At 66.2% G+C, this 14238-nt stretch carries 14 protein-coding genes; 6 read left to right on the forward strand and 8 right to left on the reverse strand.

Translation table 11 applies throughout. The annotated features are described in order from the left end of the window. Positions 1 to 6: 6 nt before the first annotated feature. Positions 7 to 1059, reverse strand: a complete 1053-nt coding sequence (locus JWS13_RS18960) for an AraC family transcriptional regulator (RefSeq protein WP_206006985.1) — start codon at positions 1057 to 1059, stop codon at positions 7 to 9. 122 nt (positions 1060 to 1181) lie between these two features. Here JWS13_RS18960 and JWS13_RS18965 point away from each other — a divergent pair, with 122 nt between their 5' ends. The 3 genes from JWS13_RS18965 to JWS13_RS18975 are packed head-to-tail and all read left to right on the forward strand — an operon-like array spanning position 1182 to position 3784. After that, positions 1182 to 2396, forward strand: coding sequence for a cytochrome P450 (locus JWS13_RS18965; protein ID WP_206006986.1), 1215 nt, complete (start codon positions 1182 to 1184; stop codon positions 2394 to 2396). Positions 2397 to 2399: 3 nt separating this feature from the next. Next, positions 2400 to 3428, forward strand: coding sequence for an NADH:ubiquinone reductase (Na(+)-transporting) subunit F (locus JWS13_RS18970; RefSeq protein WP_206006987.1), 1029 nt, complete (start codon positions 2400 to 2402; stop codon positions 3426 to 3428). A gap of 44 nt (positions 3429 to 3472) precedes the next feature. Continuing rightward, positions 3473 to 3784 (forward strand): EthD family reductase, encoded by a 312-nt coding sequence (locus JWS13_RS18975; RefSeq protein WP_206006988.1) that lies wholly within the window; start codon positions 3473 to 3475, stop codon positions 3782 to 3784. Between the two features lie 30 nt (positions 3785 to 3814). Here the strand turns inward: JWS13_RS18975 and JWS13_RS18980 are convergent, their stop codons facing one another. Further along, positions 3815 to 4825: an AraC family transcriptional regulator gene (locus tag JWS13_RS18980; protein WP_206006989.1), complete on the reverse strand. Its 1011-nt coding sequence runs from the start codon at positions 4823 to 4825 to the stop codon at positions 3815 to 3817. A 169-nt stretch (positions 4826 to 4994) separates the two neighbouring features. On the opposite strand from JWS13_RS18980, the gene JWS13_RS18985 reads away from it, so the two are divergent. Beyond that, complete coding sequence (locus tag JWS13_RS18985) at positions 4995 to 6557, forward strand: 4-hydroxyphenylacetate 3-hydroxylase family protein (RefSeq protein ID WP_206006990.1); 1563 nt, start codon at positions 4995 to 4997, stop codon at positions 6555 to 6557. Positions 6558 to 6583: 26 nt separating this feature from the next. Continuing rightward, complete coding sequence (gene nphA, locus JWS13_RS18990) at positions 6584 to 7114, forward strand: NADH-dependent flavin reductase (protein WP_206006991.1); 531 nt, start codon at positions 6584 to 6586, stop codon at positions 7112 to 7114. A 67-nt stretch (positions 7115 to 7181) separates the two neighbouring features. Here nphA and JWS13_RS18995 read toward each other — a convergent pair whose 3' ends face one another. From JWS13_RS18995 to JWS13_RS19015, 5 genes are all read right to left on the reverse strand, one after another. Further along, positions 7182 to 7595, reverse strand: coding sequence for a tautomerase family protein (locus JWS13_RS18995; protein ID WP_206006992.1), 414 nt, complete (start codon positions 7593 to 7595; stop codon positions 7182 to 7184). A gap of 27 nt (positions 7596 to 7622) precedes the next feature. Further along, positions 7623 to 8375 carry an SDR family NAD(P)-dependent oxidoreductase gene (locus tag JWS13_RS19000; RefSeq protein ID WP_206006993.1) on the reverse strand — a complete coding sequence of 251 codons (753 nt, stop codon included), beginning with the start codon at positions 8373 to 8375 and terminating at the stop codon, positions 7623 to 7625. Positions 8376 to 8454: 79 nt separating this feature from the next. Beyond that, positions 8455 to 9933 (reverse strand): aldehyde dehydrogenase, encoded by a 1479-nt coding sequence (locus JWS13_RS19005; protein ID WP_206006994.1) that lies wholly within the window; start codon positions 9931 to 9933, stop codon positions 8455 to 8457. Between the two features lie 16 nt (positions 9934 to 9949). Then, positions 9950 to 10981 (reverse strand): 4-hydroxy-2-oxovalerate aldolase, encoded by a 1032-nt coding sequence (gene dmpG, locus JWS13_RS19010; protein WP_206006995.1) that lies wholly within the window; start codon positions 10979 to 10981, stop codon positions 9950 to 9952. Next, positions 10978 to 11856, reverse strand: a complete 879-nt coding sequence (locus JWS13_RS19015) for an acetaldehyde dehydrogenase (acetylating) (protein ID WP_206006996.1) — start codon at positions 11854 to 11856, stop codon at positions 10978 to 10980. Before JWS13_RS19015 ends, dmpG begins: the two co-directional genes overlap by 4 nt. A gap of 222 nt (positions 11857 to 12078) precedes the next feature. Here JWS13_RS19015 and JWS13_RS19020 point away from each other — a divergent pair, with 222 nt between their 5' ends. Then, positions 12079 to 13146, forward strand: coding sequence for a VOC family protein (locus JWS13_RS19020; RefSeq protein WP_206006997.1), 1068 nt, complete (start codon positions 12079 to 12081; stop codon positions 13144 to 13146). 70 nt (positions 13147 to 13216) lie between these two features. Here JWS13_RS19020 and JWS13_RS19025 read toward each other — a convergent pair whose 3' ends face one another. Beyond that, on the reverse strand, positions 13217 to 14107 hold the full coding sequence (locus tag JWS13_RS19025; protein ID WP_206006998.1) for a LysR family transcriptional regulator: 891 nt from the start codon (positions 14105 to 14107) through the stop codon (positions 13217 to 13219). Between the last annotated feature and the right edge of the window lie 131 nt (positions 14108 to 14238).

The following is a 14238-nucleotide window of genomic DNA, read 5'->3' on the forward strand; positions in this document are numbered from 1 at the left end:
GGAAACCTACCAGTCTGTTTCCGTTTCGTTGGCGAGCCTCCGGTTCACCAGAGGGCTGCGGCTGCTTCCGTACTGTTCCCGGAAATGTGCGGGACTGGCCCCGAAACGCTTGCGGAACGCTCGACTGAAGTGGGAGACATCGCGGAAACCGACGCGGTCGCTGATCTCGGCGACCGTGGAGTCGGTGTCCAGCAGTTGTTCGCGTGCGCGGTCCAACCGCAGTTGGTACAGCCACGTGCGTGGGGTGGCACCAGCAAGGCTGAAGAGTTTGTGTATGTAGCGCAAAGACATTCCGAGCTCCACGCCGATCTCGGCTGCCGTGTGGTCGGGATCGTGCAGATACCGCGCCATCGCCTGCTGCACCGACCGGAGGTCGTCGTGGTGCACCCGTTTCGTCGCGGTCACCGGGGGTGCCTGTTCGGTGAGAACCGCGGTGAGCAGATCCACCGCGGACGCGGCGACCGATGCCGACGACCCCACCGAAAGACGCGCATCGGTGGACGCGATGTCGACGAGGAAGCGAGAGACGAGACCGCCCATCCCGCTCTGCCCTGAAATTCCCAGCCCGGAGACCTCGTCCATGACCTCCGCGGAGAGTCGAGAGATCAGCAGTTGGCGTGGCGCACGCAGCACGACCTGCTCGAATTCGGTCCTGCCGTCCACGACGAACGGTGCCGCCGAATCGAGAATGCCGAACGCCCCCTGTTCGAGGAGCGCGGTCCGCGAGTGCTGCTGAAGAGTGGCGGACCCCCGCGTGATCAGACAGAGGAGGAAGTCGTCGTTGGGGTCGGATCGAATCATCTCGGGCGTACGCACCACCGTGTGTGGGTCGGCGTGCACCACACTCACTGTCAGTTCACCGAAGGGCCGCACCGTCAGTTCCGCTGCGAACTGGTCGTTCTCGTCCGGCCAGTCGACGTCCATCTCGCAGTATGTGGAATCCAGTGTGTCCGCCCAGCGCATGCGTCCTTCGGTCGACTCCAGCTCACGTGTACTCAGCACCATCGCAGCGGCGCCTTCGGTGCAGACGGAGTCATCCTTCTGTGCACTGTCGGTCATGTTCGAGCTCACCTCCGCCTTCTAGTGTTCCAGATCACACGGACTTTCCGCGCGGACGATCCCCGAAAAGTTCGCGGGCCGCGTCACTTCGAATCTTCCGAACGATGTCAGAGGAGAACGCCATGACCACCAGCACCACGTGGATCGAGTCGATCACGATGGAGGAACTCGATCGGGACCCGAACCCGATCTACGACCGGCTGCGGCGCGAAGCGCCCGTCGCGTACGTGCCGGCCGTGGGAATGTACGTCGTGGCCTCACGAGATCTGTGCCTGCAGATCACCCAGGACTCCGACACGTGGTCCACGGTGATCGCCCCATCCGGGGGACGGACATTCGGTGAAGGTACCGTACTCGCCTCCAACGGTGCGGAGCACAAGAAGCTGCGCGACTGGATCGACCCCCAGTTACGACCCAGCGCGGTCGACTCCTACGTCGACACCCTCGTCCGGCCGCAGGCACGCCGTATCCTCGAAGGAATCGAAGATCGCGGCGGCGTGGACATTCAGGAGGCCTACTTCGCACCGATCAGTGTGCGTTCGGTCGGTGACCTGATGGGCCTGACGGACATTCCGTCGGAAACGCTGGTCCGCTGGTTCCAGACCCTGGCACAGTCGTACGGGAACGCGGAAGTCGACCAGGACGGGAACTTCGCCAATCCTGCCCCGTTCGAGGCCGGCGACGCGGTGAAGACCGAGATCATCGCCGCCGTGGATCCGCTGCTCGACCACTGGTCCGAGCATCCCGACCACACACTGATCTCACACTGGCTACACGACGGCATGCCCGAGGGGCAGGTGCGGGACCGATCGGAGATCTACCCGAACATCTATGTGTTCCTGCTCGGCGCGCTCCAGGAACCGGGTCATGTCATGACCACCACACTGGCCGGGCTCCTCGCGCATCCCGATCAGCTCGAACGCGTCGTCGACGACCCCACTCTCATTCCCCGCGCCGTCAACGAGGGGGCGCGTTGGGTGGCGCCGATCTGGAGTGCCGCGGTCAAGGTGGCAAACCATGACGTCAGCCTCCAGGGAGTCGACCTGCCCGCAGGAACGCCGGTCATGCTCGCGTACGGTTCTGCCAACCGCGACGAATCCTCCTGGGAGAACCCGGAGGCCTACGACGTGGACCGCCCGATCATGCCCCACCTAGCCTTCGGTGCCGGCAATCATGCATGCGCAGGAACGTATCTCGGCACGGCGATCGTGCGGATCGCGCTCGAAGAGCTGTTCGAGACCATTCCGAACATCGAGCCCGATCCTGACCGCGCCCCGCAGTTCTGGGGATGGACGTTCCGCGGGCCACAGGGCCTGCACGTCACCTGGGAGGTGTGACCGATGGACCGCACCGTGACGGTGTCCGGACACGACGACGCGTTTCCTGTCGCAGCGGGCAATTCCGTCCTCGAGGCCGCTCTGCGTGCGAACCACTGGCTTCCGCACGCGTGTTCGCAAGGAACCTGCGGCACGTGCAAGATCCGCGTCCTCTGCGGCGAGGTGGACCACGGCGCAGCCGACGAGACGATCCTCACCGCCGACGACCGCGCGTCCGGACTCGCCCTGGCCTGCCAGGCGAAACCGCGCGGGGACCTGACCATCGCCCCGGTGAACGACGCCGACTCCGGCCGGCCGATGCACCCCCTCCGCGACTATCGGGGAACCGTGCGCGAGTTGTCGGACATTGCCCGTCAGACCCGCAGGCTGGTCGTCGAACTCGACCAGCCGATGGAGTTCGACGCCGGGCAGTACACCGAACTGATCGTTCCCGGATCCGGTGTCGCTCGGCAGTATTCGATGGCGAACCCGCCGTCCGAGCAACGACTGCTCGAGTTCCACATCCGGCAGACGGAAGGCGGTCTCGCCACGTCGGGATGGATCTTCGACACGCTCGCGGTCGAGGACCGCATCGAACTGCGCGGGCCGCTGGGCCAGTTCGGCATCGTCGAGCCGCAACCCGAACCCGCGATTCTCATCGGCGGCGGGACGGGACTCGCACCCCTCAAATCCATTGTCCGGCATGCACTCGACACGGACCTGCTACCGTCCATCCACCTCTACCACGGCGGACGCCGAGAAGCCGACCTGTACGACGTCGAGCACTTCCGGGCGCTCGAAGCAGCCGACTCGCGGTTCCATTACCACCCCGTGCTCAGCGAGGAAGGGTGGAGCGGGGCGACCGGGATGGTGACCGATGCCGTGCTGAACGACTTCGCGAGTTGCCGTGGCCACAGCGCCTACCTGTGCGGGCCGCCGGCGATGGTTGCCGCTGCCGTCAAGGCGCTCAAACGTCGCCGAATGTCACCGCGTTTGATTTTCAAGGAGGAATTCACCGCGAGCACACCGCGTGCGCAAGCCGCGGCCGTCTGAACGCCGCGATCCGTCCCATCAGACACATCGAGAACAGGGGTTCCATGTACCGCGTGAGCATCATCTACAACAGGCCGACCGACCCGGCCGCGTTCGACGAATATTACTCGACGAAGCATCTTCCCTTGGTCGAAGCCGTACCGGGCGTCGTCCGGCTTGCCACGGGCAAGTGCGAGACCTTCGACGGCACCACTCCGGCAGCATACGCGCTCGCCGAACTGTTCTTCGACTCCAAAGATGATGCCGGGCAGGCACTGTCGTCATCGGCTGGGAAGACCGCCGCCGGAGACCTTGCGAACTTCGCCACCGGCGGGGTCACGATGCTGTTCAGCAACGAAGACACGGTACTTCCCTGACCGCACGCGCGGGCTGATCGTGCACTCAGATCACTGTGAACCTCTGTGCGCACGTTCTTTACGGTACTGCCCGGGGCTCGTGCCGAACATGCCCCGGAACAGCCGGCTGAAGTGGGAGACATCCCGGAAACCGGCGCATTCGCTGACCTCCGCGACGGAGAGGTCTGTGGTCAGCAGGTACTTTCGCGCACGCTCGAGGCGGGCCTGGTGAAGCCAGGCCCGCGTCGTCGTGCCCTCGGCACTGAACAGTTTGTGGACGGTTCGCAGCGACATCCCCGCGGCAGCCGCGATGTCGGACAACGTCACGTCGGTGTCGTGAAGATTCTGTTCGATCACCCGCTGTACTCGCGTGAGGTCTTCGGTGCGGTGCAGGTCTGCGGCACTGGTCACCACTGATCCCTCGGTCAGCGCGGTGGCCAGCATGTCGACCGCGGAGGAGGCGAACGCGACCGCGGCACCCTCCGACATCGGCGCGTTCATATCGGCGATGTCGACAAACAACCGACCGACCAGTCCGCCGGCCCCGGAGTGCCCGGTGATCGATCTCGCTGTGCCGTGCTCGACGATCCGGCCGGGCAGTCGTGAGGTGAGGACCTCACGAGGCGAACGCACCACGACCTGCCGGAACGGCGCCGGCGAATGGAAGACGAACGGGGCGGCGCAGTCGAGAAGGACGAAGGATCCCCGATCGACGACCGCGGCTCGGCCGGACTGCTCGACCTCGACCTGTCCGTCGGTCACGAGGCACACCAGATAGCCTGTTCCCGAATCGGACTCGATCATCGCCGGCGACCGGACGACCGTGTGCGCGTCGGCGCGAATGGTGCTGATGTGGAGGTCACCGAACGGGCGCCCACCCCATTCTGCGTCGAATCGACGCCGCGGGTCGGGCCATGCGACATCCGTCTCGCAGTACAGCTGCTCCAACGTGCTCGCCCACTGGGTGTGGCCTTCACGCGTGTCCAACTCCCGCGTCCGCAGGGAGACGATCGCGGGACCGTCGGTGCGCTCGGAGCCATTCGATTGTTCGCGCTCAGCCATGTTCCATCGCACCTCCGCCTTCTAGTGTTCCAGATCACAGGAACGTGGCGTCCGGAACGATATACCTACTTTCCCGGTCGCGCGAGCCCCCTGGACTTCGGCTACCGATGCGCGCCAGCGCAATCGGCCGCCGGGCCGAATCCTGCCCCTCGACACCAGGAGTGAAGACATGACCACATCAGCGTTCGTCGACGATGCAGTCGGAGTACCCAACAGCGTTCGGCCCATGACGGGCGAGGAGTACCTCGAGTCGCTTCGCGACGGCCGGGAGGTGTATTTCCGTGGGGAACGCGTCGACGACGTCACCACGCATCCAGCCTTCCGCAACTCGGCGCGGTCCGTGGCCCGGATGTACGACGCACTGCATCGGCCGGAGTCACGCGGTGTCCTGGCAGTGCCGACGGACACCGGCAACGGCGGGTTCACGCACCCGTTCTTCAAGACCGCCCACAGCGCCGACGACCTGCTGCAGGCGCGTGAGGCGATCGTGGCCTGGCAGCGGGAGGTGTACGGCTGGCTCGGCCGCTCCCCCGACTACAAGGCGTCCTTCCTCGGCACCCTCGGCGCCAATGCCGACTTCTACGGCCCCTACAAGGAGAACGCGCTGCGCTGGTACAAGCAGGCGCAGGAACGGGTGCTGTACCTCAACCACGCCATCGTCAACCCGCCGATCGACCGCGACAAGCCGGCCGACGAGACCGCCGACGTGTGTGTGCACGTGGTGGAGGAGACGGACGCCGGCCTGATCGTGTCGGGCGCGAAGGTGGTGGCGACGGGGTCGGCGATCACGAACGCGAACTTCATCGCCCACTACGGCCTGCCGCTGCGCAAGAAGGAGTACGGCCTGATCTTCACCGTGCCGATGGATTCGCCCGGCCTGAAGTTGTTCTGCCGCACGTCCTACGAGATGAACGCCGCCGTGATGGGAAGCCCGTTCGACTACCCGCTGTCGAGCCGGTTCGACGAGAACGACGCGATCATGGTGTTCGACCGGGTACTGGTCCCGTGGGAGAACGTCTTCGCCTACGACACCGAGACGACGAACAACTTCGTGATGAGGTCGGGATTTCTGTCCCGCTTCATGTTCCACGGGTGCGCCCGGCTGGCCGTGAAGCTCGACTTCATCGCCGGGTGTGTGATGAAGGGCGTGGAGATGACAGGTTCCGCCGGCTTCCGCGGTGTGCAGATGCAGATCGGGGAGATCCTGAACTGGCGCGACATGTTCTGGGGCCTGTCCGACTCGATGGCCAAGTCACCCGAGCCGTGGGTGAACGGTGCCGTGCAGCCGAACCTGAATTACGGTCTCGCCTATCGCACGTTCATGGGTGTGGGCTACCCACGCATCAAGGAGATCATCCAGCAGGTGCTCGGAAGCGGACTGATCTACCTGAACTCCCATGCGAGCGACTGGAACAACCCGGCGATGCGGCCGTATCTCGACCAGTACGTGCGCGGCTCCAACGGGGTCGCCGCCATCGACCGCGTCCAGTTGCTCAAGCTGCTCTGGGACGCCGTCGGCACCGAGTTCGGCGGTCGACACGAACTGTACGAACGCAACTACGGCGGCGACCATGAGGCCGTCCGGTTCCAGACGCTGTTCGCCTACCAGGCCAGCGGTCAGGATCTCGCGCTCAAGGGGTTCGCCGAACAGTGCATGTCGGAGTACGACATCAACGGGTGGACCCGGCCCGACCTGATCAACAACGACGACCTGAAGATCGTCCGGAGCTGAGTAGAGGGCAGATGAGGAGTCAAGCCATGACCGACACGGTCCGCGGATCCGACCTCGAGGTGACGGCGCTGCACATGCGGAAGGCGTTGGGGCGATTTGCCAGCGGCGTCACCATCGTGACCACCGCCGAATGCGAGGACGAGGACTCGGTGCACGGGATGACGGCGAACGCCTTCACGTCTGTGTCGCTCGACCCACCGCTGGTGCTCGTGTCGATCGCCAACCGAGCGAAGATGAACGATCGGATTGCGGAGACCGGCAAGTACGGCGTCTCCATCCTGGCGGGCGATCAGGAACCGGTGTCGCTGCACTTCGCAGGTGCCGCGCAGCAACCCGATCTAGTGCGGTTCGTGTGGCGCAGGGGTGTGCCGCTCCTCGAAGGCGCTCTGGTGCACCTGGCGTGCACGGTCGTCGCCTCGTATCCCGCGGGCGATCACACCCTGCACGTGGGCAGGGTCGAGCAGCTGTCGTACGACGATGGTCACCCGCTCGTCTTCTACACCGGCAGCTTCCGGTCGCTCGAGCTGCTCGGGCGTGACGAACCCTGGGGATTCTGAGCACGACGCAACGGGAAGGGCGGTCGCGACCAGTGTCGCGACCGCCCCTTTCTCGCGTAAGGCCGGCTCAGTGTGACGCGCGGGAAGCGATCTCGTCGGCACGAATTGCGGCAGCTGCGGTTCCGGCGATCGCCCAGTTGGCGGGGTCGACCTCGACGACCTGGCCGCGCACGAGCGACCGCGGCGTGTCGAGCACGTCGACCACGACATCGGTGAGTCGTGATGCGAGTTCCCGGCGTTGCGCGGCAGGCCGGCCGGCGAGCACGATCGCGGTGAAGTACGGCGCAGGCGGCGCACCGTCGGCGACAACGGTTCCCACCACAGCGACGTCGTCGGGGGCGTAGCACACGATGAACACCCGGACTCGGTCGATCGGCGAGTCGAGTACCTCGGAGTAGCAGCGACTCGCCTCGGTCAGCAGCATGTGGCGCTGTTCGGCCGTGTAGGCGCCGTCGACGAGGTGGAAGTGTGCGACAGGCATGGGCGGCAGTTCCTTTCGAGGAGGCGATCAGTGGATTCCGTGCCGGGTTCCGGCGTCGACGTTGATGACGGAGCCGTGCAGCGCCGCGGCTTCCGGGGCGAGCAGCGTCTCGACGATCCAGCCGATCTCGGGAAGCGTCGGCAAGCGGCCGAGAGTGGTCTTGGCCCGGTATCGGTCCCAGATCTGTTCAGGGTCCAGTCCGGTTTCCGCGGATTCCGTCTCCACGAACGCGCGCAGCCGTGGGGTGTCCACCGGCCCGGGCGCGATCGTGTGGGTGGTGACACCCCTCGGCCCGTACAGGGCGCTGAGTTGGCGCATGAGGTTGAAGACCGCGGCGTTCACCGTGCCGGGCGCGGCGTCGAGCGGACCGGGCTCGAGTCCGAGGGAGCCGGCGATCGTGACCAAGCGAGAACCGTCGACGAGATGATCGCGGACGGCGTGCAGGAGGCGGACGAGTCCGCCGACCTTGATGTTCGCCCCCACGGCGAAATCCCCGGGTGCGATGGTGTCGGCGGATCCCCGAACGGGGAGGCCCGCCGCGAACAGGGCCATCCGCACCGGCGAATCCACCAGACCGGAGATCGCGTCGATGGCGCTGTCGTCGGCGATGTCGGCGGTGCAGGGAATGATCCGCTCGTCCGCGGCGGCGAGTTTCTCGAGGTCGTCGGGGTTTCGGGCGACGGCGAGAACCCGGAGCCCGCGACGGGCCAATCGGAGGGTGATCTCGGTGCCCATCGCGCCGGTCGCGCCGACGACGACGCAGAGGTCGGGTGCAGTCACAGCAAAGTTCTCCTCGGGGTGTGAACGGAGAACGGCCGCAGCGGTGGGTACCGCTGCGGCCGTCCGTGGCGAAGTGTGGTCAGCCGCGCAGGCGGATCGTGACTGCCCGCGGTTCGGTGAAGAAGTCGCGCGAGTACTGGCCGCCCTCCCGGCCCAGTCCGCTGCTGCCTTCACCTCCGAACGGCAACCGGAGGTCGCGTTCGAAGAACGTGTTGATCCAGACGGTTCCGGCCTTCCAGCGTGCCGCCATGCGGTGCGCACGATCGAGGTTCTGGGTGAACAACATTCCGGCCAGGCCGTACGGCGAGTCGTTCGCGATGCGCAGTGCCTCGTCCTCGTCGTCGAATCCGAGAACGGTTTCGACGGGGCCGAAGATCTCCTCGCGGGCGGTGCGGGAGTCGTTGGTCAGCCCGGTGATCACGGTCGGCGGGTAGTAGAAGCCTTTCGCCCGGGCAGCGTCGGTGAGGCGGGCGCCGCCGGTGAGAATCTTGCCGCCCTCCTCCTGCGCGAGTTCGACGTAACCGTGGACCTTCTCGAGGTGCCGCTGTTCGATGAGCGGGCCGAGGAAGTTCGAGGCGTCCTTCGGGTCGCCGACGGTGAGCTTGTCCGCCTCGTCGGCGAACCGCTCGAGGAATTCGTCCATGATCGAGTTCTGCACCAGCAGTCGGGAACCCGACAGGCACACCTGGCCGTTTCCGCCGAATATCGCGCGGATCGACATCGGCACGGCGACATCGAGGTCGGCGTCGGCGAAGACGATGTTCGCGGACTTGCCACCCATCTCCGCGGAGACCGGGGTGTGGTTGACCGCCGCGGACTGGAGAATCTTCACGCCCGTCGCACTCGATCCGGTGAACGTGATCCGGTCGACCCGCGGGTCGGAGGTGAGCGGCCCGGCGACGGCCTCACCGCCGAACCCGTGCACCACGTTGAGGACCCCCTCGGGCAGTCCCGCCGCCAGCGCCAGTTCGGCGAATCGGTGCGCGGTCATCGGGGTCTGCGGTGCCGGTTTGAGGACCGCGGTGTTGCCGAAGGCCAACGCCGGGGCGATCTTCCACGTCGCGAGCATCAGCGGCGCGTTCCACGGGCTGATCGCCGACACCACGCCCGCCGGCGGATACAACACGTAGGAGAGGAGATCCCCGTCCGGGTATGCCTCGTTCGCCGCCATCGACACGTAGTCGGCGAAGAACCGCAGATTGTGGGCCACCCGAGGGATTTCGGCGTGCAGGGATTGGTTGATGCTCTTGCCGCCGTCGCGGGTCTCGATCAGCGCCAGTTCCGTCCGGTGTTCGTCGACCGCATCCGCGACCGCATGCAGGATCTTTGCCCGCTCCTTCGGCGACATCCGAGGCCAGGGACCGTCGTCGAAGGCGCTGCGGGCGGCGGTGATCGCGGCGTCGCCGTCGTCAGCGGTGCCGCGCGGCACGGTCGCGAGCAGCGAACCGTCGTGCGGGTCCCGGGATTCGAAGGTGGCGCCGTCCGAGGCCGACTTCCATTCGCCGCCGATGAGGTGGCGGATCTCGGTCACGCCGGGTGCCGGCTCCGTGGTGGTCATGTGCTGTTCTCCGTTCTCAGACCGCGGCCGGGGCCGGGGTCTCGTAGGTGCGGCCGGCGAGTTCGGAGGCGACGTCGATGATCATGTCCTCCTGGCCGCCGATGACGCCGCGGCGACCAAGCTCCATCAGGATCTCGCGCGCGGGGACGCCGAACTTCTTCGCGGCCCGCTTGGTGGGGTGGAAGAAGGTGGAGTACACCCCGGCGTAGCCGAGGATCAGGGCGGTCTCGTCGACGATCTGCGGTTCCTTCATCAGCGGCGCGACGACGTGCTCGGCGGTGTCGATGAGCGGGAACAGGTCCACCCCGGTGTCCCAGCCGGCGCGTTCGAAGGCGGCGGCCAGGACCTCGGTCTGGGCGTTGCCCGCGCTGGCCCCGAGGCCGCGCAGGGACCCGTCGATGAAGGTGGCCCCGTTCTCGGCGGCGGTGAGTGCGTTGGCGATGCCGACGCCGAGGTTGTTGTGGGCGTGGAACCCGATGTCCGCGGTGATCGCCTGCCGCAGGGCGGCGACCCGGTCCCCGGCGTGCCGGGGCACCATGGCACCTGCGGAGTCGACGACGTAGACGACGTCGGCGCCGTAGGAGTCGAGTTTCGCGGCCTGCTCGGCGAGCGGTTCGGGCTCGAGTTTGTGGCTCATCATCAGGAACGTCATCACCGTCAGGCCCTGTTCCTTGGCCCACTCGACGGGCTGCTGCCCGCAGTCGGCCTCGGTGCAGTGCACCGCGACACGGACGGTCTTGATGCCGGCGTCGATGGCCTTCTGCAGCTCGGCCAACGTGGCGATGCCGGGGACGTAGAGGGCGGCGATGTCGGCGTTGTCGACGGCGTCGACCGCGGCACGCACATAGTCCGGGTCGGTGGCGGCGGCGAACCCGTACTGGATCGAGGAGGCGCCGAGCCCGATGCCGTGCGCGACCTCGATGGTCGAGACCCCGGCGCGGTCGAGGCCGCGGGCGATGTCGGCGACGTTCTGCGGGGTGAACTGGTGCGAGACGGACGACATGCCGTCGCGCAGGGTGGTGTCGACGATGGTGACTTTCTTGTTCACTGGGCTGCTCCCTGGACGAGGTTCTGCCGGGCCATGACATCGGCGACCTGGACGGCGGCGGCGGTGATGATGTCGAGGTTGCCGGCGTAGGTGGGCAGGAAGTCGCCGGCCCCGATCACCTCGAGCATCACGGTGACCAGATCCCCGTCGACGTCGACCATGCGCAACGAGTAGCCCGGGACGTACTGCTGGACCTTGGCGACCATGTCGATCACGGCGCGCTCGATGGCGGCCGGGTCGGGGTTGCGGACCTTGGCGTAGACGGTGTCGCGCATGTTCATCGGCGGTTCGGCCGGGTTGATCACCGAGATGGCCTTGGCGCGGTCGGCGCCGGCAACCTGGGCGAGAGCCTTGCCGGTCTTCTCGCTGAACTCGCTGAGGTTCTGGCGGGTGCCCGGCCCGGCGCTGTGCGAGGCGATGGCGGCGACGATCTCCCCGTAGGAGGCGTCGGCGACCTCGTTGATGGCGTAGAGGATCGGGATGGTGGCCTGGCCGGCGCAGCTGACCATGTTCACGTTCGGGGCACTCAGGTACGCGTCGAGGTTGACCGCGGGGACGACGTACGGGCCGACGGACGCCGGGGTGAGGTCGATGGCGGTGATCCCGGCCTCGGCGTAGCGCGGTGCCGCGGCGGCGTGGATCTTCGCGGACGTGGCCTCGAAGACGATGTCGGGCAGTTCCGGCTGGGCGAGCAACCAGTCCACCCCGCCGGCGGAGGCTTCGAGGCCTTCCTGCCGGGCCCGGGCCAGGCCTTCGCTGTCGGGGTCGATACCGACCATGTACCGGGGTTCGATGTGCTCGGACCGCAGCAGCTTGTACATCAGGTCGGTCCCGATGTTTCCGGATCCGACGATCGCGGCGCTCTGACGACTCATCTTCCAGTCCTTTCCTGGGCAGGCGAGGTGATGAACCGAGGCTAGGAAGAAGGTGCTGGTGCCGAACCGATGATTCGGAGGTCCGGGACAGCCGGAGGCTCTGCGCGACCGGTGTTCGGCTATCGCGAAAAGCGCTGACCGTGTCCCCCGGCATCGACCACGCTCATGACATCGACCACCACCGGTGCAACAGGCCCGGAAGTCGGAAATCCAGGAGAAGCCATGACTGACGCTCGTTTCGATATCGCGCATCTCGCCCGGGCCGAACTGTTCAGCCCCAAGCCGCAGGAGACGCTGGACTTCTTCACGAAGTTCCTCGGGATGTACGTGACGCGCCGGGAAGGACAATCGGTTTACCTACGCGGGTACGAGGATCCGTACCAGTGGAGCCTGAAGATCACCGAGGCGCCCGAAGCAGGCATGGGGCACGCTGCCCTGCGTGCAAGTTCCGCCGATGCCCTCGATCGGCGCGCGAAGTCGCTGAAGGATTCCAACGTCGAGGGCCGTTGGAGCGAGGACGAATTCGGCTACGGCAAGACCTTCGAATTCCAGTCCCCGGACGGGCACAACCTGCAACTGCTGTGGGAGGTGGAGAAGTACGTCGCCCCACCAGAGCTACAGAGCAAGATCCTCTCCCGTCCGTCGAAGAAGCCACTCCAGGGCATCCCGGTCAAGCGGATCGACCACCTCAACCTGATGGCGTCCGACGTGACCGCAGTAAAGGACTCGTTCGAACGTCATCTCGGTTTCCGGACCACCGAGCGCGTCGTCGACGGGAACGTCGAGATCGGCGCGTGGATGAGTTCGAACGTTCTCGGCCACGAGGTCGCCTGCATGCGGGACATGACCGGCGGCCGCGGCAAGCTGCATCACCTCGCGTTCTACTACGGCACCGGGCAGCACAACCTCGACGCAGTGGAGATGTTCCGCGACTACGACATTCGGATCGAGGCCGGGCCAGACAAGCACGGCATCACCCAGGGCCAGTTTCTGTACGTGTTCGAGCCGGGCGGAAACCGCATCGAGCTGTTCGGCGAGGCCGGCTACCTGCATCTCGACCCGGACGCCGAAACCAAGACCTGGCAGATGTCCGACATCGACACCGGTTTGGCCGTCGGGGGCGCCCAACTGCCGTGGGAAACGTACTTCACCTACGGCACCCCGAGTCCGCTTTCACTCGACCAGCACGTCGAGAAGTACGCCCACTTCGGGCCCGGTGCGCCTGATCCCAGCGCGGCGGAACTGACGATTCCCGACGAGTTCGGCTCGCTCTCGCCGATCGAGGGGTGATCGAGCCGGTCGTGCAGACGGCCCGGATGCCGGTGTCAGCCGACATCCGGGCCGCCCGCGTGAGCGACGGTCAGCCGTCCATGCTGGTCCGGACGAACTCGCGGAATGTGAGGACCATCGGTTCGCGGGCCCGGCCGCGCCGGTAGATCAGCGAGAACGGCGCCTGATAGCCGAACGACGCGGGCAGGATCGGGCGTAGCCGGTTCCGGTCGACCCAGTACTCCGCGTAGTGCTCGGGCAGGTATCCGATGTAGGCGCCGGACAGCACGAGGATGAGTTGCGCTTCCATGTTCTCCACCGTCGCCGACGGTTCGGGGAAACCCTGGCGGGCGAGTTCCTGCTCCGACCAGTAGCCGCGGGTCACCATCCGCTGTTGCGTGATGACCTCGGGCGGCACCCGCTTCCTGCCGAACAGCGGATGCTTGTCGCTGCAGTACAGCCAGTGCTGCTCCCGGTGCAGCGCCTGGGAGACGAGGCCGTTCATCGGTGAGGCGAACGCGCCGACGGCGACGTCGATCCGGTCGTCGAGCACTCCGACCTGCAGCTCGTGCGGGGTCTGGATCTTCAGGTCGAGGTAGACGGCGGGGTGGTCTTTGCTGAAGACGCCGATGACATCCGCGAGCGGCAGGGTGGCGTCGGTGACGGTGGAATCGAGCACCCCGATGGTGAGGGTGCCCCTGAGCTCGCCCTGCAGCGCGGCGCCGTAGCGTTCGAACCCCTCGAGTTCCCCGAGGATGCGCAGGCATTCCTTGTGGTAGAGCTCGCCCTTGCTGGTGAGTCCGAATCCGCCGCGGCCGCGGTGGCACAGGACGATGCCGAGGTGGCGTTCGAGCTGGCTCATATAGGTGCTGATCGCCGACGCGGACAGTCCGAGTTCCTGCTGTGCGGGCGCGAACCCCTGGTGGCGGACGACGGCCGCGAAGATCTGGAGGAGCTTCAGATCGGGCAGCGAACTGCGCATCGGGTTCCTCCGGCGGGTCGAAAACAGGCTGTGAGCTGGGTCGCACCATTACTTCACGATTTTCTGAAGTGATTATTTGTATCAAGTGATTTATTTCACGTCAATGTTCTTCTACGGTCTAGGGCAACGGT

Origin of the sequence: Rhodococcus pseudokoreensis (assembly GCF_017068395.1) — a bacterium.
Taxonomy (GTDB): domain Bacteria; phylum Actinomycetota; class Actinomycetes; order Mycobacteriales; family Mycobacteriaceae; genus Rhodococcus_F; species Rhodococcus_F pseudokoreensis.